This window comes from uncultured Treponema sp. (genome assembly GCF_945873775.1).
GTDB lineage: Bacteria > Spirochaetota > Spirochaetia > Treponematales > Treponemataceae > Treponema_D.
Window position 1 is genome coordinate 1 of the sequence record NZ_CAMCEC010000015.1, and the last position, 17,944, is coordinate 17,944.

General features: G+C 32.8%; 20 protein-coding genes. All 20 read right to left on the bottom strand.

What is annotated here, in order from left to right; translation table 11 throughout:
• Positions 1–32: 32 nt before the first annotated feature.
• The 20 genes from Q0N70_RS08110 to Q0N70_RS08205 all read right to left on the bottom strand — a co-directional run bounded on the left by Q0N70_RS08110 (position 33) and on the right by Q0N70_RS08205 (position 17,931).
• The gene (locus Q0N70_RS08110; RefSeq protein ID WP_294015669.1) at positions 33–923 is read right to left on the bottom strand and encodes a ParA family protein; all 891 of its coding nucleotides are present in this window, start codon (positions 921–923) and stop codon (positions 33–35) included.
• Between the two features lie 14 nt (positions 924–937).
• Entirely contained in the window at positions 938–1,543 is a 606-nt protein-coding gene (locus tag Q0N70_RS08115) for a CatB-related O-acetyltransferase (protein ID WP_294015671.1), read from the bottom strand.
• Positions 1,544–1,600: 57 nt separating this feature from the next.
• Positions 1,601–2,380 carry an SGNH/GDSL hydrolase family protein gene (locus Q0N70_RS08120; protein WP_294015673.1) on the bottom strand — a complete coding sequence of 260 codons (780 nt, stop codon included), beginning with the start codon at positions 2,378–2,380 and terminating at the stop codon, positions 1,601–1,603.
• Positions 2,381–2,484: 104 nt separating this feature from the next.
• A complete protein-coding gene (locus Q0N70_RS08125; RefSeq protein WP_273464550.1) occupies positions 2,485–3,129 on the bottom strand; it encodes a DUF3226 domain-containing protein in 645 nt (214 codons plus the stop codon).
• Positions 3,126–4,160, bottom strand: coding sequence for an ATP/GTP-binding protein (locus Q0N70_RS08130; RefSeq protein ID WP_294015677.1), 1,035 nt, complete (start codon positions 4,158–4,160; stop codon positions 3,126–3,128). The genes Q0N70_RS08125 and Q0N70_RS08130 overlap by 4 nt, the downstream gene beginning before the upstream one ends.
• Positions 4,161–4,245: 85 nt before the next feature.
• A complete protein-coding gene (locus Q0N70_RS08135; RefSeq protein WP_294015680.1) occupies positions 4,246–4,722 on the bottom strand; it encodes a HEPN domain-containing protein in 477 nt (158 codons plus the stop codon).
• Positions 4,715–5,788 carry a DUF262 domain-containing protein gene (locus tag Q0N70_RS08140; protein WP_294015683.1) on the bottom strand — a complete coding sequence of 358 codons (1,074 nt, stop codon included), beginning with the start codon at positions 5,786–5,788 and terminating at the stop codon, positions 4,715–4,717. The genes Q0N70_RS08135 and Q0N70_RS08140 overlap by 8 nt, the downstream gene beginning before the upstream one ends.
• A gap of 305 nt (positions 5,789–6,093) precedes the next feature.
• A complete protein-coding gene (locus tag Q0N70_RS08145; protein WP_294015686.1) occupies positions 6,094–7,932 on the bottom strand; it encodes a hypothetical protein in 1,839 nt (612 codons plus the stop codon).
• A gap of 15 nt (positions 7,933–7,947) precedes the next feature.
• Positions 7,948–8,166 carry a hypothetical protein gene (locus Q0N70_RS08150; protein WP_294015688.1) on the bottom strand — a complete coding sequence of 73 codons (219 nt, stop codon included), beginning with the start codon at positions 8,164–8,166 and terminating at the stop codon, positions 7,948–7,950.
• Between the two features lie 44 nt (positions 8,167–8,210).
• Positions 8,211–9,650 (bottom strand): oligosaccharide flippase family protein, encoded by a 1,440-nt coding sequence (locus Q0N70_RS08155; protein WP_294015690.1) that lies wholly within the window; start codon positions 9,648–9,650, stop codon positions 8,211–8,213.
• 8 nt (positions 9,651–9,658) lie between these two features.
• The gene (locus Q0N70_RS08160; protein WP_294015782.1) at positions 9,659–10,552 is read right to left on the bottom strand and encodes an S-4TM family putative pore-forming effector; all 894 of its coding nucleotides are present in this window, start codon (positions 10,550–10,552) and stop codon (positions 9,659–9,661) included.
• Positions 10,527–11,531, bottom strand: a complete 1,005-nt coding sequence (locus Q0N70_RS08165) for a hypothetical protein (RefSeq protein ID WP_294015692.1) — start codon at positions 11,529–11,531, stop codon at positions 10,527–10,529. The genes Q0N70_RS08160 and Q0N70_RS08165 overlap by 26 nt, the downstream gene beginning before the upstream one ends.
• 34 nt (positions 11,532–11,565) lie before the next feature.
• Complete coding sequence (locus Q0N70_RS08170) at positions 11,566–12,060, bottom strand: hypothetical protein (protein WP_294015694.1); 495 nt, start codon at positions 12,058–12,060, stop codon at positions 11,566–11,568.
• A gap of 242 nt (positions 12,061–12,302) precedes the next feature.
• Positions 12,303–12,725, bottom strand: a complete 423-nt coding sequence (locus Q0N70_RS08175; RefSeq protein ID WP_294015784.1) for an adenylyltransferase/cytidyltransferase family protein — start codon at positions 12,723–12,725, stop codon at positions 12,303–12,305.
• Positions 12,722–13,189, bottom strand: a complete 468-nt coding sequence (locus Q0N70_RS08180) for an adenylyltransferase/cytidyltransferase family protein (protein ID WP_294015696.1) — start codon at positions 13,187–13,189, stop codon at positions 12,722–12,724. The genes Q0N70_RS08175 and Q0N70_RS08180 overlap by 4 nt, the downstream gene beginning before the upstream one ends.
• 1 nt (position 13,190) lies before the next feature.
• Positions 13,191–13,796, bottom strand: a complete 606-nt coding sequence (locus tag Q0N70_RS08185; RefSeq protein ID WP_294015698.1) for a Coenzyme F420 hydrogenase/dehydrogenase, beta subunit C-terminal domain — start codon at positions 13,794–13,796, stop codon at positions 13,191–13,193.
• The gene (locus tag Q0N70_RS08190; protein ID WP_294015701.1) at positions 13,771–14,391 is read right to left on the bottom strand and encodes a 4Fe-4S dicluster domain-containing protein; all 621 of its coding nucleotides are present in this window, start codon (positions 14,389–14,391) and stop codon (positions 13,771–13,773) included. The genes Q0N70_RS08185 and Q0N70_RS08190 overlap by 26 nt, the downstream gene beginning before the upstream one ends.
• A 2-nt stretch (positions 14,392–14,393) precedes the next feature.
• Positions 14,394–15,878: a hypothetical protein gene (locus Q0N70_RS08195; RefSeq protein WP_294015703.1), complete on the bottom strand. Its 1,485-nt coding sequence runs from the start codon at positions 15,876–15,878 to the stop codon at positions 14,394–14,396.
• Positions 15,879–15,880: 2 nt separating this feature from the next.
• A complete protein-coding gene (locus tag Q0N70_RS08200; RefSeq protein WP_294015705.1) occupies positions 15,881–16,984 on the bottom strand; it encodes a DegT/DnrJ/EryC1/StrS aminotransferase family protein in 1,104 nt (367 codons plus the stop codon).
• A gap of 17 nt (positions 16,985–17,001) precedes the next feature.
• Positions 17,002–17,931: a hypothetical protein gene (locus Q0N70_RS08205; protein WP_294015707.1), complete on the bottom strand. Its 930-nt coding sequence runs from the start codon at positions 17,929–17,931 to the stop codon at positions 17,002–17,004.
• Between the last annotated feature and the right edge of the window lie 13 nt (positions 17,932–17,944).

Below are 17,944 nucleotides of genomic sequence, written 5' to 3' on the forward strand. Positions count from 1 at the left end.
AGCACAAATTCGTTATTTTTTCTCCTCCGTGTCTAAATCTGAGGCTTATTATATTTTAAGAATTCTTTTACAACAGAATCAAAATCTTTTATATAGTTAGAAGAATTTCCATAAGCTGTATCACGTGCAATATCAACAAAATTATTTACATAGGATTTAAAAATATATGGTGTATTATTACTAAAACTTTTCTTTAACTCATTTAAAAATTGTATTTTTTCAGCTTCGTAATTTACAGTTCCTCTTATTAGGTTATAAAATATTCCGACTAGTTCTGGCTTCTTTCCAAAAATTGTCTTTGCAATTACAGAATCTTCATTTTTATCATTTTCACAATAATCTGAATAAATTCTTTCTACAACTTTTATATAATGAACAACTCCATTTGTACTCAAATGATCCAAAACGGAAGGAATCAAATAATAATCGGAACTTAAAAATGCAGATTGTGTAATCACAGTATTTGAAGGCGGACAATCAATAAGTATATAATTATAATCATTCTTAAATCTATTCAATAAATCTCCTAAAATTGACAAATACTCAAGATTAGGCAACATCTGCATTGCAAGAGTATCAAGTCCCACACCTTTTTTATAAAACAAACTTGAAGGAATAAAAAAATAGTTGTCATCTCTTTTATGAATTATCTTTTCTGGAAAAGGAATATTTAAAGCCGGATATTTTTTTATTTTCGTTATATATAAATCAAAAATGTGATTCAAAACTTCATCATCTTCAAGTTCAGCCAAAGTTTTTGATAAAAAACTTGATATTTGTATTTCACTTAATGAAGATTGAGGATCAAGGTCAATGGTTAAAACTTTATGCTCTTCTTTTGAAAGATAATTTGCAAAATTTACTACAGTCGTAGTCTTCCCGACTCCGCCCTTGTAATTTCCAATAAAAACAATCTTACCCATAAAAATACTCCAACTTATCTCTTCAAAAACTCATCAAGCATTTTTTCATCCAGCTTTTCATACACTGCAGGGATGTCTTCTTTCGTAAATTTATCGAACAAGGCGGCAACATCTATTTTTTCAAGTTTTTTACGAAGGCTTTCGTCCAGTCTGTACTTTATGAACTTTGCAGGATTTCCCCCGACTATTGCATAAGGCTCGACATCTTTTGTGACCACAGCACCTGCCGCAACAACTGCTCCCTGCCCTACCGTAACGCCTGAACAGATTATGGCATTTTGACCAATCCAGACATCGTCTTTTATAACAATATCTCCCTTGCTTCCGGCTTCGCGCTCTTCTCCAAAAAGCCGCACCTTAAACGGATAAGTCGAGATTGTGTCAAGATTGTGCTCGCCGCCCAACAGGAAAGTCGTTCCGCCTGCAATCGAACAGTAGTTTCCGATAATGAGCTTTGTATCGGCCGGCGAAAAATCTATCACGCTGATTGCCCCATAAGATTTTCTTCCAACCTGAACACGGTTCATGTCGCACATATTCACAACGCACACAAGATTGTGCCTGTTCCGCAGACGAAACAGCCTGTGGAAAATTTTGAGTTTTAAAACAGATAAAAGCATTGTTTTTCCTAACGAATGAGAAAATTATAGAAATTTTTTTTTTTTGTTTTATTCAGACTATTCCGAAAGAACGCACAGAATGTTTTTTGCTATTCTGTCCATTCCTATATCGCCAGGATGAGCACCGACTCCCGGCTTTCTGTATTTTTTATAGCTTGAAGCAAAATTTTCTGGGTCAATTCCGCTTCCTAAATGACTCAAGTCACAGATTCTGCTGCCAGTTGAAAAAGCGACATCGGTAATTATGTTTATTTTTTCTTTTACTGGCCAAAAAGGAATGCACACAACCCTTTTTGAATTTTTAAAGCCTTCTATAAGTTCGCAATAACGGGTAAAGAAAACTTCTCCGTAAACGGAAATATCTTCATAACTTACATTTTCACCAATCTGAAAAACAACAACATCAGGATTCTTTACCTGTATGTTTTTTAGTTTATCTTTTGAAAAAACTGAATCTCTAAACCCGCGCTCAAAGTCCGAAATATTTACACAAGAAAATTTTACGTTGACTTCGTATTTGTTTGCATACATAGAAACAAGTTTATGAACATAGTCATTTTCGATCTTTGTAGAAGTAAGTCCTCGTTTTGTTTTATCCGGCTCTTCATCAGGAACACCGCAATATGTAAGAGAATTTCCAAGAAAAAGGAACTCAACGGTTTTAGCGTCTTGATTTACAATATATTCGTCATCCAAGAAATCATCATAAGCATCATTGTTGAAAGTCTTTAAAACTTTTTCCGAAGTCTGGGATTTTAGTTTTTGCTTCAGATAAAAGGTCTGAATTTTCAGCTTTACTGCATCAAATTTCCAAATCGCTATTGCCGAAAATAACAATAAAAATAAAAAGTTAGCAATAAGGGAAAGTTTTAGTACCCCCCCCGAATTTTAGATTAGTTTTTGTTTTCATAAAAAAAACTCCTTTTTTATCTAATTAAATTTTATAGATACAAATCTTTCAAGAACTTTTTTATTTCCGAAAAGACACTGTTTTCAAAATCGAATACATTCTTTGCAACCGCAACTCTTATGGTATTGCAAATTTTTGGCAGACCAGCCAAGTATGTCTGTAATAAAGCTTTATGAATATTATATTTTTCTTTATCTGATTCAGACTGCAACATCTTTGCATTCTGCACATAAGAGTCCGCAATAGGAAACAAACTTGTATGCTTTACTGAATCAAGACATAAATCTTCAAGCATTCCACTTCGTTTATTGTCAGGCATAATAAAGATTCCACATGCAATTTCAGCTTTAACAACATTGCCAGATTTCTTAGGTATACATTCTGCCGGAAATATTTTTTTCAAGTTAGATTCAAAACTTTGAAAAGTAGATTTTGCTTCATTCTTCTCTGCATCAAATACAAATCCAATATGGGTAACTTTGTCAAAATTTGTAATAATAGATAACGCTTCCAAAGTATTCTTTAGATTCTCCCGGCCAGCGACATTTATAATCTGAACAGTATTTATATCTAAGTATTTTAGTAATGCGGCAAAAAAGCCTTTTTCATCCTGTCCCTCAACTATTAAAAGCTGCTCACTTTCTATAGAAAGATTATTACTCTCTTCAAACTTCATCTAATCTCCCATCTTTTTGAAATAGCGTTTCTTGCAGCTTCGTTAGAAATATAAGTGCTTTTATGTTCAAAATTATTTCTTTCTATTCTAAAAATAGAAGAATTCTCAGTTGATGTAATTCTTGTAAAAGAATCAATACATTCATAAGAATGTGTTGTTGCAAAAATCTGATTATTTTGCCTTTCACACAACTCTGCAACTGCTTTCCACAATCCATCCATGGCTGTATAATGCAACCCATTCTCAAATTCATCAATTAAAATTATGCCATTTGAAATTGTCGCAATGCAAGAAACCAATCCAACGATTTTTTCTATTCCTTGTCCTACCATCCTAAGAGGCAACAATGAAGAAAGCCCTGTGTCAACAAAAATAGAACCATTTGAACCTAACTGAATATCCTTTATAGAAGAGTCAACGCTTACCAAAACATTTAGCAGCAAGTCTTTCTTTTTTGAGATTATCAATGACTCAAGTTGAGCAGTTGGATTAAAATTATTCCATTGAGCAGTCCAGTAAAAAACAGGACAACGCCCAGAATCTTTTTTTATTAATTCTATTTCATCAGAAGTAAAAGGAACTTTTCCTAAACCCCAGTCAGCTTGATTATATAAGACTGAATATTTATTAGAAAAATCGTCTATAGATATTTTAAAGCTAGAAATACGTTTTTCGTTCAATAACTGTCCAGTCATTGTTATATATTTAGAATCATTACCAAAAACACATTCAATATCTAATTTTCGTTTTTGCTCCCCATTTATCCTTGTAATTTCCACAGGATTTGAAACATCTATATTATGGAAAATAACACTTAAATCTTCATTAGTTCTTACCACATTGCTCCGGCAAGTATTAATCTGATCGAGCGGCATATTTGGAATATCGCAAGAAGCATAAACAGACTCCAACAATGTTGACTTTCCGCAATTGTTTTTTCCAATCAATAAATTAAATTGCTTACAATTAGCCAATGATAATTTTTTTATAGAGCGAAAATTCTTAATATCAAGTTCTGTTATAAGATTCATAATGTTTTTAATATACAAAATTATTTATAATTTCTCAATAATCGATTCAATGCAGTGTTTATCTCTCATTTTTATAAGGCTTATTTTAACTTTCCATCACTTTCAGTAAACGTTCAAAGAATTTCTGAATTCTTACATAGCTATCTTCAAGACTTTTAAAACCTATGTTAGATATTTCTCCATGCGCAATTTTATTGCGGTTGTCATAAATTGACTGCAAGGAATCCTTATATTCCTGATAATCCGCATCTTTTTTCAGTGTTTCAACCCAACACTCATCAAATTTACATAATATTTCTTCTATTTTCGTCATCTGCAAATTTGTTGTATGTTTTATTGAATTTGACAGGTATTTTTTAAGTTTTGGATGTGCTTTATTTTCAAAATATTTATTTAAATAATAAACAAACATTTTTTCTGTGTACCCTGCGATTAAAATACACAGATATTTTGAAAGATTAGAAATAATTTCATCACAATCATCTTGCTTGTACAAAGAATTGATCTGCTCAATAAGAGAATTAATTCTTCTTTCAAATGTCTGTTTTACTTCATTACTCATTGCATTCTTGAATTTTCTTAATTGCAATTTCTATGCGCTCTTTGAGCGGAATGCTGTGATGAGTCTTTCCAGTTTCTATATTTTTCTGAAAATCAGAGGAATTTACCATTGCCCTTATTGCAGAAGAATACTTATTAAAATCAAGATTTTTTCCAGTTTGCAAATATTTATAAGTTCCGACAAAAACAGCATCTAAGATTGCAAGGTTAAGTACTTTGCTTGGTCTAAAAATATTAAAGTCTAACTGACTTAAAAAACTAAAAGTCTGGTTGAATAAATTAACCTGAACAGAACAATCAGCTTCAGACTTGTTTTTATTTATGTCACAATACTGATTCAAGAATTCTTTCATATTTCCAGTATATTCTTCATAAGAATTAGCCAAAGAAAGCAATCTAATAACAATTTCCTGATCTTTTTTTCTTTTACTGGAAACAATTAAAACTTTTTTAAAATTTTCATCTTTTACTAAATTCTGAATAATCTTTTGGAATGAACCATGATAAACACAAGAGCGAATTTCCTGCGGTGTAAGATTTACTCCGCCTGTATTCAATCTTTCAAAAATCAGATAGACAGCGTTATAATTCTGTTCCTGCGGCTCATCAGCTTTTACAACGGTTGCATGAATCAAAGTGTCATCAAGCTTTAACCTTAGTTCTTCATCCAAATCCTCAATAGTTTTTCCCTCAAATGAAGAATTTACAGAAACTAAAGCAAATTTAGAGCCATCGGAAAATTTCTTGCTATAAAAAAGCCGGATACTTTCAAGACGCTGAAAACCATCTATAATAATCTGCTTGTTATCTTCTTCCTTGTACAAACACACACTAGGAATCGGAAGCCCCAATAAAAGTGATTCTATAAATTTTGAAGCCTTCTTTTTACTCCAAACATAATTTCTTTGAAAATCTGGCAAATAAATAGAATGTGAGTTCTGCCGTCTGACCAAACCATTGACATCAAAATCTATTCCATAACTATTAAGTTTATATGTTGTAGTATATTCGTGTTCTTCAGTCTCGTTCTTTTCTAGTTCGTCGAGTTCGTTTTTTGATTCTTCCATAAAGCTATACCTTCTTTTAATTTCCGCAATCAAAATCTTTTATAGATTCCTTTTTCCAAATGTCGCAATTTTCAGTAAGTTCAGGCTTTACTATATGATTCAATGTCAGCAAAACTTTCTCCGAGCAAAAAAATGACCTACTGGAGATACACTAAAAGTGTTTTATATAAAACCTCGTTTTCGGTCAGTTAGCAATAATGCACAAAAGCAACATATTTTTGTCAAGGTTTATATTATTTCTTGTAAAAATGGTCTTTTAATGTATTTTATGCAATTAAAACACACAAATAATCACTGTTATTATATTAATAATCATTTTTTTCAAGTTCATTTTTTATAATAGAAACAATCGCTTCAAATTTTTTATCATCAATGTCTTTTAAAATAGAATGTAAATCCGAAATTCTTTTTATACCCTTTTTAAAATTTATTCCATAATTCATTTCATTTTCATCTTTTAACGGTATCATATTCTGATACAATGATGTATAAGCTCTTCCTATTGCTCCTTCAAAAAATACTAATTTTGGTCTGTTTTTTCTATCTCCATTATTTAGAATCTGACTTTCTGAAATTCCTGGATAAGGATCTATAGCATAAATCGTTTTTATTCCAAGCTGAAAAGCTTTTTTTGAACATAATTCACAAGGACTAGCTGTAGAAAAAAGAATGCCCCCATCTTTTAATTGAATTCCATTTTTTACTAATTGCAGGAAAGCATTTTCTTCTGCATGAAGTGCCCTTGTATATACTTGATTTTTATCATTCTTAAAGCCGTTATATGTATCCTTAAAACAAAATGGAACGATTCTTTGTCTAGAAATTTCTTTATCATTTATAAAATTGCTCTTTACAAAAGTTCTATAGTTTTTATCTTTCAGTTCAAAATCACTAAATGCCTCTTTATCATTATTGGTAAGCAAATGATTAATATCACATAAATTGCATGGAACCTGCCCTTTTGGAGCATCGTTCCAACCAACAGAAAGAACAGAAAAAACTTTATTAGTAACAACAGCGCCAACTTGCCTAGAAATACAACCTGAATTAACTTTAGTATTATAAGCAATTTGCATACAACGCTCTTGTGCTGTTGGTGCTACAAGACCAGGGTGAAGAATCAAAGCATAATAACGAATAATCAGCGCTGCTAATTCTGATAAATCCGCAAGATTGTCTCCATTATTATGAAAATATATATCAGCTAATTCTAAACAACGAGGAATATCCTGCGATATAAAATACTTTTCACCTTTTTTTGACTCTTCATTGTTTTTTGCCTCATAAAAATTCTTATAATCAATCCCCTTTTTAAAAAGTCTTTGTTTCACTAAGATTTCAGTAGCAGATATTGCAAGTAAATAAAAAGAAGAATATCTCTCTTTAAAATAAAAAATTTCAAAAGGATTTCGAAAAGCGTCTATAACTACATGCACAACTTTATCATTATCAATCGTTCGTTTTCGCAAAATTTTTATAAACATATTCAATCGTTGTGCAAAGAGAAACATTTTTTCAGGCTGAAATAAAGAATTAAAAGCTTCACCAGAAGAACGAATATTATCTCCAATTTTTTGCCATAACTTTGTGTAAATTCCTTTGTTAACTCTATCAAAAGAATCACGAATTTTCTTATGAAAAGCAGGAAGTTTGTCAAAATAGAAATCAAACAAGTCTGGTTTACACAGATTATTTTCTTTATCTTTTTCTACAAGTGCTTTCAACTCAAGTCTTTTTTTATTAAGTTCATTATACTCTTTTTCAAAAAGTGAAAACTCCTTTTCTATTTTATTTTTTACTTCTATCTCATCTTTATATTCATTAAGTACAAAATCTTTAAATTCTGAGAATTTATTTTCCAATATGAAAGTTAAAATTACAGAACTTGCAGTTATAACAGTAAATTTTTTCCATCTGCTTTTTGCATAATCATAAAGAATAGCGTAACTTCTGTCATCTTTTCCTTTATAACAGTTACTTTTAGGAATCGGTGCATTTAAATCCTCAAATTCTGATGAGAATAAATTAGCTACAGTTGAACAGCCGGAACCAGTATATCCTGTTAATCCAATTATAATAAACTTATCCCTTTCTTTGTATATTTCATCTATATATTTATGTTGATTACTCTGATTCATTTTCATCTTTATTTAATTATTTCATAAAACTTCCACAACATCTGGAGAAACATTCAGTCGCTTTGCAATATCATTTTTCATCTCATATTCAGAATGATATTCCGTATTATCTACAACATTATCATCATATTCACTATGACCTTTGTCATAAACAACTTCGCACAAGCCACATCTAATAATTCCGTCCATATATTCAGGCATATTTTCATCTAAATATACTTTTACTTTTTCAATTTTCATTATGACATATCTCCTTTATTTGTTTTATAAGCATATTTCATTTTTTATCCTCTCATCTCCTTCAAAAAACCAACAACTCTTTTTCGTCCCAAAATTCCAGCAACACAAATAACACCAATCACGCACCATCGAACGATAGAATTCATATACAAAGCGGGCATTATTCCTACAATCAAAATCAATACACTGCTCAACAAAAAAATGAATTTATTGTCATAAATATTTTTATTGAAGTTGTGCTTTTTCAAAACAAGATTCATCGCAAAAAAATGGAAGAGCGACATTGTCATATAACAAAAAAGTGTTGTATAAGCTGCTGCTATAAAGCCAAATAATTTTATGAACACAAAGTTTAATATAACATTTAAGGCTGCCGCAAAAGCAGTTGCGAATGTAACATATTTACGTTCCTCAAAATAAAACTCTACAGAACCAAACATCGGGTACAGAAACATAAAAAAAACTGCTCCGATAACAGGAGGTATAACCCATATAGCAGAATAATAAGAATCTGGCAGCAATAATTTAAAAAAGTCAGGAATTAGACACATTGCAAAAACTGACAGCACCATTAAAAAGACAAGCAAAATATCCATATTTTTCTTCATCTTCAAAATTGAATTTTCTTTTATTGCTTTATAAATATAAGGCGTCGTTGAAGATTCAAGTCCTGATGTTACCAACGTTAAAAGCATTCCGAATGTGTATGCTACACTATAAATTCCCGCATCACTGCTTCCGCAGATTTTATTTATCATAAGTCTGTCTGACTGGCTTAAAACTTGCATTGAAAGATAATGCGGTATCAAAACAACATTAAATCTAAAAGCATATTTCCAAATAGCTTTATCAAAGAAAACTTTTCCGTTCCGCAAGTTTATAAGGAAGAAAGAGATTCCTAAAATGCAGTTTACGATAAGCTCGGCAAAGATTCTCGCCTCAGCTTTTCTGTCTGTATTTATTACAAAAAAATAGCCAAGCAATGGATTCAAAACACTTGTGACTACCGTTATTGCCACAAGCATTTTATATTTATAAGCAAATCTTTGTTTTGCCGACCACAAAAGAAAAGGAATTGTCGCAAGAATATTTATAAAAACAGAAACAGCAAGAAAAGGTGACAAAGCCAACAATGACGACGAAACTGTTTCAAAAACAATAGAAAAAGCCAAAAAGACGGCTGTTATTGTTATCGCCAAGCCTTGAAAAGCCGCAATATATTTATTCTGATTATCAGGATTTTTCACCATAACAACATTGAATACGCCACCCCAAAGAGTCAATGTCGTAAATATTGTGAAAATAGAAATCCATGAATGATAAACTGACATTTCCCCATATTGCTCTGTCGTCATCAATCGAGAAAACAAAGGCAACGTAATGAATGAAATTCCGCGAAGCATTACATTGCTAACAACGAACCAAAAGGAAGCCTTTGCAGGTGCTGAAAAGTTTCTGTATTTTTCTAAAAATTTATTAGGCATTATTATAATTAAGAACTTTTCTTATTTATTAAATCCATAGCAATCATATTTTCACTTTTCTGATAGTTTCTTTTTCTAAGAGAGTAAATAAAATCAGGAATAAGAAAACATTGCTGTCTATGTTCATAAATAATATCTTGAAAACAAACTACATCTTCAAGGTTTTCCTCTTGCAGGCACTCCAAGTTATTTAGTTTTATAGACATTTTTTCAAGTCTTTTTACATCTTCGGTTAGCTTATGAATAGAATCAAGCAGACAGTCTACAATGATAAGAAGAAAAGACGAATATCTCATAAGTTGATTAAACTTTTCATCCAAAATAATTCCATAAAATACAATTCCTAGAAAAATTAAAGCCATAAAGATTTTCAAGATTCTACAACAATATATTCTTACTTTTCTATCCCATCTGATATTTTCTTTTTGAGAAAATAAAATTTGTTTGTAAGCTGATAATTTTGAATAGTTACTATACCAATTTCTTACTTTGCTACAATCTTCTAACTTTACAGAAGATATTATTTCAGCAATTTCTGAATCAACAAAAATATTTTTCTCGGATATCAATTTTTGACCAGAAACACAATTAAAGCAAGTCGCGTCAATATATTGCTGAATTCTAGCAGCATATCTTTGATGTTTTGCCACAAAATTGTCAAAATATTTTGTAAAAATCAAAAGTATAATTGTGGACAAGGTTAGCATTGAAGAAAGCATATCATTTTGAAAAATGCCGTCTAATACTGTGAGTATTGTAACAAGTACGACTGAAACAAAAATTTTTATGCTCTTAAGCCTTTTTACAAATGTATACTCTTTGCGTTGTGCAAAAAGGCATTTTATAAGTTTATCTTCATTTTGTTTTTCGTAAATACTAATCATCGTATTCAGGAAACTCATCGCCAAAAATATCTCTCCAAATATTTATAGCTTTTTGCTGATTAACTTCTTTTGTTTCTGCCTTATTAGCCTCTTTTGCTTTTTCATAATCTGAACTAGCTCTATTTGCAATATTAATTTTATCAGAAAAATCTAATGTATTTATATCGCCCTGAATTCCCTTCACATCTTCTACAGCATTATAAATACCTGTGCGTAAAAAATCTAAAAAATTAATAAATCTAACTTCAATATAATCGTTTAGCTTATCTACAGATGAACAATAATCAACAATAAGAGTCTCAAATAAGTATGATGGAATTGTTTTTACATGTTTAATCTTATTCCATTTCTTGCACAATCGAATTAGTTGAAGCACTTTACCATCTTTTGATTTATTAATATCTGAAAGATATTTTTTATCTATATTGGGATCTGTTTTTAACCATCCTCCGCTTCCATTTGGAATTAAATAATAAGAACGACCATCATATTCTTCTACAGTATGAAAGCATGGAACAATATCAAAATTCCATTCTTTTGACAGAAGCGTTAAAGTAACTGCTTGCCCATTTTTATGCAAATCAGAATTCAAATATTCTCTTACTTTCTCAAGTTTATTCCTAAAAGAATTTATGACTTTTGTACTATTAAGAGTTCCATCTTCATTAGAACACTCTATCTGTTTTTTATTTGTAGTACTAGCTGTAATTGCAACATCATTCCATGTGGCAGAACCATCATAAGTTGCACCATCAGCAGAAATACCAATCATTAAATCTATGTCATCAAGTTTACGACACTTTGTTTTTCTGGCAAAAGAACCATACTGAATATTTATTTCTTTCCACAAATGAAAAAAATCATCATTATCAAATTCATTTATATTTTCTAGAAGATTATCCCGGCTTTTGCGAGCCTGTGCTACGACATCTTTATCCAAATCTACAGAGTTATACATAAATTCATCAAATGCTTCATTTACAGTTTTTATTGACATATCCTAGTACCTCAAAAAAAATCTTATCGAACTACTAATAAATGGCATTATAACCTTTTTCTGTCAAAACCAACATACCCAATTGATTAAAACATATATAGCCTTCTTTTGCTAAGCCGATTACGGCTTCCTGCGCATACTTCTGTTCTACGGGATTCAGAGTTGGCATATACATCAGGGTAATCCATTTTTGTTCCAAAGTATCTCCAACACGACTATTATTGTGAGCAAACTGTTCTAAAATAGCTTTTTGAATTTTCTGAATTATATTTTCTCTGTCATCATCATATATTGTATCAAAGCCTTTTTGTGTAAGAACCAGACATACCATGCCAGCCCGTTTTTCAATTTCTATAAATCCATTTCTTTCTAGTAACTCTATTGCATCGTTTACAGAGTCTTGCTCTTTTGTATTTAATTGTGGCATAAGCTTGAATTGAATCCATTTCTGGTCAACAACATGATCAACTTTTGAATTTAACTCTCTGAACCGATTCATTATTTTATTTGCTATATCTTTTACTGACATAAAAAAAACCTTTATAAGCTTTTGACTTTATTTTTTAAATTTATATCTATGTTTAATAACAAAAGAAATATTGCCTATTTTTTTCTGATAAACTTACAGGGAAAAACAATTTCAGTGTGTGGGAGAAATTCAACTTTGTTTAATTGTATTCCATATCGTTATACATATTTGAATTTTTCCGATTTCAAATAGAGCAATATTTTTTGTATTATAAGAAAAGACAACATCACTTACACCGATAATCAACTTTTTTCACAATTGATTTCTTCCTTTATAAATTTTGCAAGCTGTGTACTGCTGATTCCATCTGTATGTGGCAAGAATTCAACTTTTACCTCAACGGCTCTTAATTTTTCCTCAATTTCATTATACATAGATGAATTTTGCCAGTCGCTTCCATGGAACATAACATTATAATGAAACTTCTCCCATGCCTTGAATTTATCCATCTCCGCCTGCTCAACCACATAGTCCACGTAACGGATTGCCTTAACAATCTGAATACGTTCCGCAAACGTCACGGTCGGCACTTTATGCTTGTAAGAAAACACGGCTTCGTCCGTACTTACGCCTACAATCAGTTTGTCACAGCGTTCCTTTGCACGGCGAAGTATATTCAAATGCCCGATATGGAACAAATCGAATACGCCAGTTGTATACCCTATACTACCATACCCCCCCCGTTACTATGAATAGCATTTATTTCTTCAAGCTCCTTTTTTATAAAAGCTGTGAGTTGAGTACTCGAAATACCATCTGTATGCTGAAGATAAACAATCTCAACACCAAGCGGCCTAAACTCCTCTTCAATTTTTTTCCACTGCGGTGTACCCTGCCAGTCAGAGCCAACAAACATTTTGTCAAAATGAAACTTTTCCCAGGCTTCCTTCTTATTCTTGTTTTCCTGCGGAACAACCTGATCAACATAGCGGATAGAGCCGACAATCTCGGCGCGTTCTGCATAAGGAATTACAGGAGTCTTATTTTTTTCTTTCTGAACAAGCTCGTCCGTGCTGACTCCAACAATAAGGTAATCGCACATAGACTTTGCTTTTTCCAGAATATTCAAATGCCCGATATGGAACATATCATATACACCTGTGGTGTAGCCTATGATTTTCTTTTCCATTCTACCCTCGCCTTAAAATCTTTTTGATTTTCGCTCGTGCTGTTTTAGGAAGGAGCCTCCAGTATTTGCCAACAACTTTTCTTGCATAAAAATTTGCGTACTGCTTCCAATACACTTTATGGATTGCCTTATCAAAGCCGATTTTGTAAATCAGTTTCCAAAGTCTTTCTCTTTCTTCATGCGTTTCTGTTGGCTCTTTTAGTGTCGTGTTTTCTTTCAAAGCCTCTTCAAATGGACGCTCAAAAAACACAAGCCGGTCTTTTATCTGGTCAAAAAATTCTTGCCCGTTTTCTGTATGAGTTAAAACCAGGCTTTCACCTTTTCCTTCTGCCTTTACAAAAATCTCTTGAGTTAAACCTTGAAAATCTGCAAGCGTTATGTCCGAAATTCGGCGGGCTTCTGCAAACGGACATCTATGGCAAACAGGCTGGTACAAAGTATGCGCCATAAATCCAAAGAAATATTCATCCTCAAACTGACCTTTACGGTAAATTATTTCATCGCCACTATATGCAACATACTGGCAGTTATATTCCCCACCTCTGAATGTTACATTCGTAATTTTTTTCTTATATTTCTTTTCAAGCCCTAGCAAGTGTATAGACATGGCGAAAGGGGAACTTCCGCCACGACATAACAAATGTATACACATTTGTTATGTCGTGGCGTCCCGCTTTAAAATATTCGTATAACGCAAATACTTCGCAAGACACGCCAATAAACAAAACTTTTCTATGCTTACTTACCTCTGCCACTGCCTTGTATATATCATCTTTATTAGAATGAACATATTTTGATTTTGAAAGTTTTTGTAAATCTGTAATAGTATCTACAATTATATGTTTTGCTGTTAGAAACCCATTTACAACTTCAAAAGAACACCCCGCAACACAACCTCCATTTTCTATAAACCATTTAGAAAGTTCATAAGCAAGTCCACCACTAGCTGAATTGAAATGAGTTATCTCATCTTTGCTCCAGCTTGCATAACAGTGCATTGTAGGTCTTTTTAGAGTTTCTGCATCAGCAATGTTGTTTGCAGGGCAACTCTTTTTGCATAAACCGCAATCTATGCATTTTTGAGAGTCTATTACTGGCCGCCAAAAACCGCTTGCACAGCTTATAGTTATGGCATTTTTAGGGCAGAGGTCGTGGCACAGAGAACAACCAAAGCAATTGTCGTAAGAGCAGATTTCTTTCATGTTTACTCTGTCCTGTCTGTCATTTCGTTATATTTTTTTACTGCCTGTAAATATTTTTGCTGATACCCATTTATAGAAATATCATTTATCACTTTTATTATGTCGTCTGCTGATTTGCAACTTGTAAATCCCAGTTCTGTAAGACCACAGAACAAATCACGCCTTGTTGTAAGATTTACCGAAGCAAATGGAATGTTTTTGAAAGCTGCATCAATCATAGAAACAGAATGTTCACCAAAAACGATGTCTGCCTGCTTCAAATCTTCTTCCAAAGAACTGCGAGGGAACGAAAGGAGTTTCATATTCGGAATATTTACAGAAAGCCTTATGTTCGGGAGTTTTGTCCATTCAAAATATTCAGCAACACGGTTTATAGAATTTACACCTACATGCACTGGATAAATCCATGTAGGATGTGCTCTGTATATAATCTGCACATCTGGCAATCTTCGGGCTACTTCTACAAATGCCATAACCATAAGGTCATCATCTGAGCGGTTTTTCTGAGCAGTCCAGTCGCCGGTGCCGCTTGTGGCAACAAGTACGGTCTTTACTTTTTTAGGGAAAACAGGTTCTGGCATATAGAGCTTGTTTCTAAACGGCATTATAGAAACCGGAATGTTGTGATATTGGAAGTGGCGGCTTCCCATAATATCCCATGAATAGTATTCAACATTTTTTGGAATGTACTTCAAATCACAGGCTGAATAATTCGGCGGAAGGTAGCCGTCCTGTATATAGCGAACATCATAATCAGGCGAATCAGGTACATTACATTTTGTACGTTCATGAATGGAAGTTATATATTGGCATTCATCTTTTTTGTGGTATATATGATTATCAAGATTTCTTTTTTCTGTTTCATCTTTTTTTAAATCAAGACCAATTCTATAACCGACACGTTGCAATCTTCCTATGAAAATGATTTTCTTTTCATTCCAAACAGTACTGTAAACATCATCACCATAAGGAGTTTCATTTTGTCCTCTAAGTTTTCTATACAAAGAAACTGCAAAAGGAATCTTTTTAAGACACACTTTTATACATGATTTTAATCCATTTGTTTTCGGCCAGTCATAATAGTATTCCAAAGAAATCTTTTTAAAGCCTTTCTTCAACCAAACAGATTCTTCTATCCCCAAATCGTTAGATAGAATATATTTATCTGCATCTTTATACTTTTCACAAATTATATCTGAAATTCTCTGATTCTTAATCAATCGCACCTGATTATAATAATCAAAAACATCTTTTACATTTTCATTATCTGCTGCTTTATCTATTTCTTCTTGCTCAAAATCATTTAAAAACATTGAATAGCAAATATATTCGAAGTCGCCAAAAATGCTTTTTAAGTATTCAATCTCATTTTCAAAAAGATGATGAGTTGTAAATAAAATTATTTCATCACCTTTATTCCAATAAGGCTTTAAATTTTCAAAGGATGATAATTTTACATTTTGTGAAAATAAGAAAAGCTTTTTCATATTTAGTTCCACCTGTTAAGCACATCAATCACATACCGCACCTGCTCATCTGTCAAAGTAGGACTCATCGGAAGACTCAGCTCCTCGGCATGGATTTTTTCTGTAACTGGAAAGCACAAACCGTTCCATTCTTTATAGGCAGTCTGTTTGTGCGGAGGAATCGGATAATGGATTATCGTTCCTATTTCTTTTTCTTTTAGGTACTGCTGAAGCTCATCCCTTCTTTCTGTAAAAACCGGGAATATATGGAAAACGTTGCTTTCGTCCGCCTTTATTTCAGGCCACCTTATAAGCGGATTTTTTATTCCTTTATAATACATTTTTGCGATTTGCTTTCGGCGGTTGTTGTCGTCGTCCAAATGCTTCAATTTAACATCAAGAACAGCCGCATCCATCTCGCTTAAACGGCTGTTTTCGCCAATGTAGTCAAAAACGTATTTTTTTGAAGAACCATAGTTTCCAAGGACGCGCACAAGACTCGCTATTTCTTCATCATTTGTCGTTATTGCGCCTGCATCTCCAAATGCCCCCAAGTTTTTTCCAGGATAAAAACTGTGCGCGGCAACTGTACCCAAGCTTCCAGTCTTTCTTCCGCTATAAGAGCAGCCGTGAGCCTGAGCATTATCCTCAAAAAGCTTAAGATTATGATTTTTACATATTTCACCAATTTTTTCGTTATACAGGCATCTTCCATAAAGATGAACCAGCATAAGCCCGCAGGTCTTGGGAGTTATCGCTTTTTCAATCGCCTCAACATCAAGCTCCAGAGTGTCTGGATTCGGGTCAAGAAGAACTGGCTTTAAATTATTCTGAGAGATAGAAAGGATTGTTGCAATGTAAGTGTTCGCCTGAACAATTATTTCATCCCCATCGTTCCAGCCGTTCAAAATCTTACAGGCGCGAATCATAAGCTCCAAAGCCTGAAGTCCGTTCGCAACGCCAACACAATACTTTGTGCCGATATATTTTGCGTAATCTTCCTCAAACCTCTTGTTTTCATTGCCCTGCAAATACCAGCCGGAATCAGTAACACGAAGAACCGCCTCGTGCAACTCATCGGCATATTTCGCAGTAATATCTTTCAAACTTAAAAATGGAACTTGCATAGCTTTCTTCCTATTTTTTACCGTGATGATAATTTTCTGAAAAATCTAAACGGAAATTTTATTGCTCTTTCTATGAACATAAGCTTTGCAGCATTTCTGATTTCTTTATCTGAATAAAACACTCTCAAAGACTCTTTATAGCCGCTCAAATCGTATGAGCATTTTCTTTTTAAGATTATGTAATCCAAATAGAGATTCGCCAAAAATGTTCTGTTCGCGTTTTTTACACAGACAAAAGTTTCAGGAGTTATATCCTTGTTTCTTAGCAAGTCGCAGATAATTCCAGGATATTCAACGCCAAAAGCATTGAACAAGTTGTACCTGCCTTTTGGAATTTTGCCTTGAGGAATTTCATCAAGAAGGATTTTGTCGTCAATGACATATTTTTTTCTGTTTTTTTGGCTAAAAAGAATTGTTGTGTGAGGAAACAAGAAATTGTATACAGTGTCCTTTGGAATTGAATCAAAATCTTCCTTCCAAAATGCCATTCCCGTTGACCATGAAGACCAGTAAGAAAGTCCTCTTACAAATCCGTCAAAACTATCAAACTCAAAAGTTTTTTCTTTACCAAGCACACCGTTTGTAAAATACACAAACGGCTTTTCCTCTTTATTTTCGTTTATCCAGTTTATAAAATACTCAAGGGCGCCCGGAACAAGCTTTGTTCTATGGTTTATAAATTTTATGAACAGCCCCTTTGCATTCTTATAGGAATCAGGCTCGCTCAAAAACTCATAGCCAGAACTTCTAAAATAGAAAAGATTTTCATGATTTTTCTGATATTCATCAAATTTGGCTTTAAATTCCGCATTGTTTCCGTTGTCCGTAACAACAACCTCAAAAAGCTCATTATCCACACTTTGGGAATAAATGCTGTCAAGAACCGGAAACACCCATTCAATCACGCCATTTGTCGGAATGCAGAGTGAAATTAAAGGCTGGCTCACCTATATTCTCCTC

Excerpts from the sequence above, each read along its gene's own strand:
- Q0N70_RS08110 (WP_294015669.1), bottom strand. The coding sequence starts at position 923 with ATGGGTAAGATTGTTTTTATTGGAAATTACAAGGGCGGAGTCGGGAAG.
- Q0N70_RS08115 (WP_294015671.1), bottom strand. The coding sequence starts at position 1,543 with ATGCTTTTATCTGTTTTAAAACTCAAAATTTTCCACAGGCTGTTTCGT.
- Q0N70_RS08125 (WP_273464550.1), bottom strand. The coding sequence starts at position 3,129 with ATGAAGTTTGAAGAGAGTAATAATCTTTCTATAGAAAGTGAGCAGCTT.
- Q0N70_RS08130 (WP_294015677.1), bottom strand. The coding sequence starts at position 4,160 with ATGAATCTTATAACAGAACTTGATATTAAGAATTTTCGCTCTATAAAA.
- Q0N70_RS08135 (WP_294015680.1), bottom strand. The coding sequence starts at position 4,722 with ATGAGTAATGAAGTAAAACAGACATTTGAAAGAAGAATTAATTCTCTT.
- Q0N70_RS08140 (WP_294015683.1), bottom strand. The coding sequence starts at position 5,788 with ATGGAAGAATCAAAAAACGAACTCGACGAACTAGAAAAGAACGAGACT.
- Q0N70_RS08145 (WP_294015686.1), bottom strand. The coding sequence starts at position 7,932 with ATGAAAATGAATCAGAGTAATCAACATAAATATATAGATGAAATATAC.
- Q0N70_RS08150 (WP_294015688.1), bottom strand. The coding sequence starts at position 8,166 with ATGAAAATTGAAAAAGTAAAAGTATATTTAGATGAAAATATGCCTGAA.
- Q0N70_RS08155 (WP_294015690.1), bottom strand. The coding sequence starts at position 9,650 with ATGCCTAATAAATTTTTAGAAAAATACAGAAACTTTTCAGCACCTGCA.
- Q0N70_RS08160 (WP_294015782.1), bottom strand. The coding sequence starts at position 10,552 with ATGAGTTTCCTGAATACGATGATTAGTATTTACGAAAAACAAAATGAA.
- Q0N70_RS08165 (WP_294015692.1), bottom strand. The coding sequence starts at position 11,531 with ATGTCAATAAAAACTGTAAATGAAGCATTTGATGAATTTATGTATAAC.
- Q0N70_RS08170 (WP_294015694.1), bottom strand. The coding sequence starts at position 12,060 with ATGTCAGTAAAAGATATAGCAAATAAAATAATGAATCGGTTCAGAGAG.
- Q0N70_RS08180 (WP_294015696.1), bottom strand. The coding sequence starts at position 13,189 with ATGGAAAAGAAAATCATAGGCTACACCACAGGTGTATATGATATGTTC.
- Q0N70_RS08185 (WP_294015698.1), bottom strand. The coding sequence starts at position 13,796 with ATGTCTATACACTTGCTAGGGCTTGAAAAGAAATATAAGAAAAAAATT.
- Q0N70_RS08190 (WP_294015701.1), bottom strand. The coding sequence starts at position 14,391 with ATGAAAGAAATCTGCTCTTACGACAATTGCTTTGGTTGTTCTCTGTGC.
- Q0N70_RS08195 (WP_294015703.1), bottom strand. The coding sequence starts at position 15,878 with ATGAAAAAGCTTTTCTTATTTTCACAAAATGTAAAATTATCATCCTTT.
- Q0N70_RS08200 (WP_294015705.1), bottom strand. The coding sequence starts at position 16,984 with ATGCAAGTTCCATTTTTAAGTTTGAAAGATATTACTGCGAAATATGCC.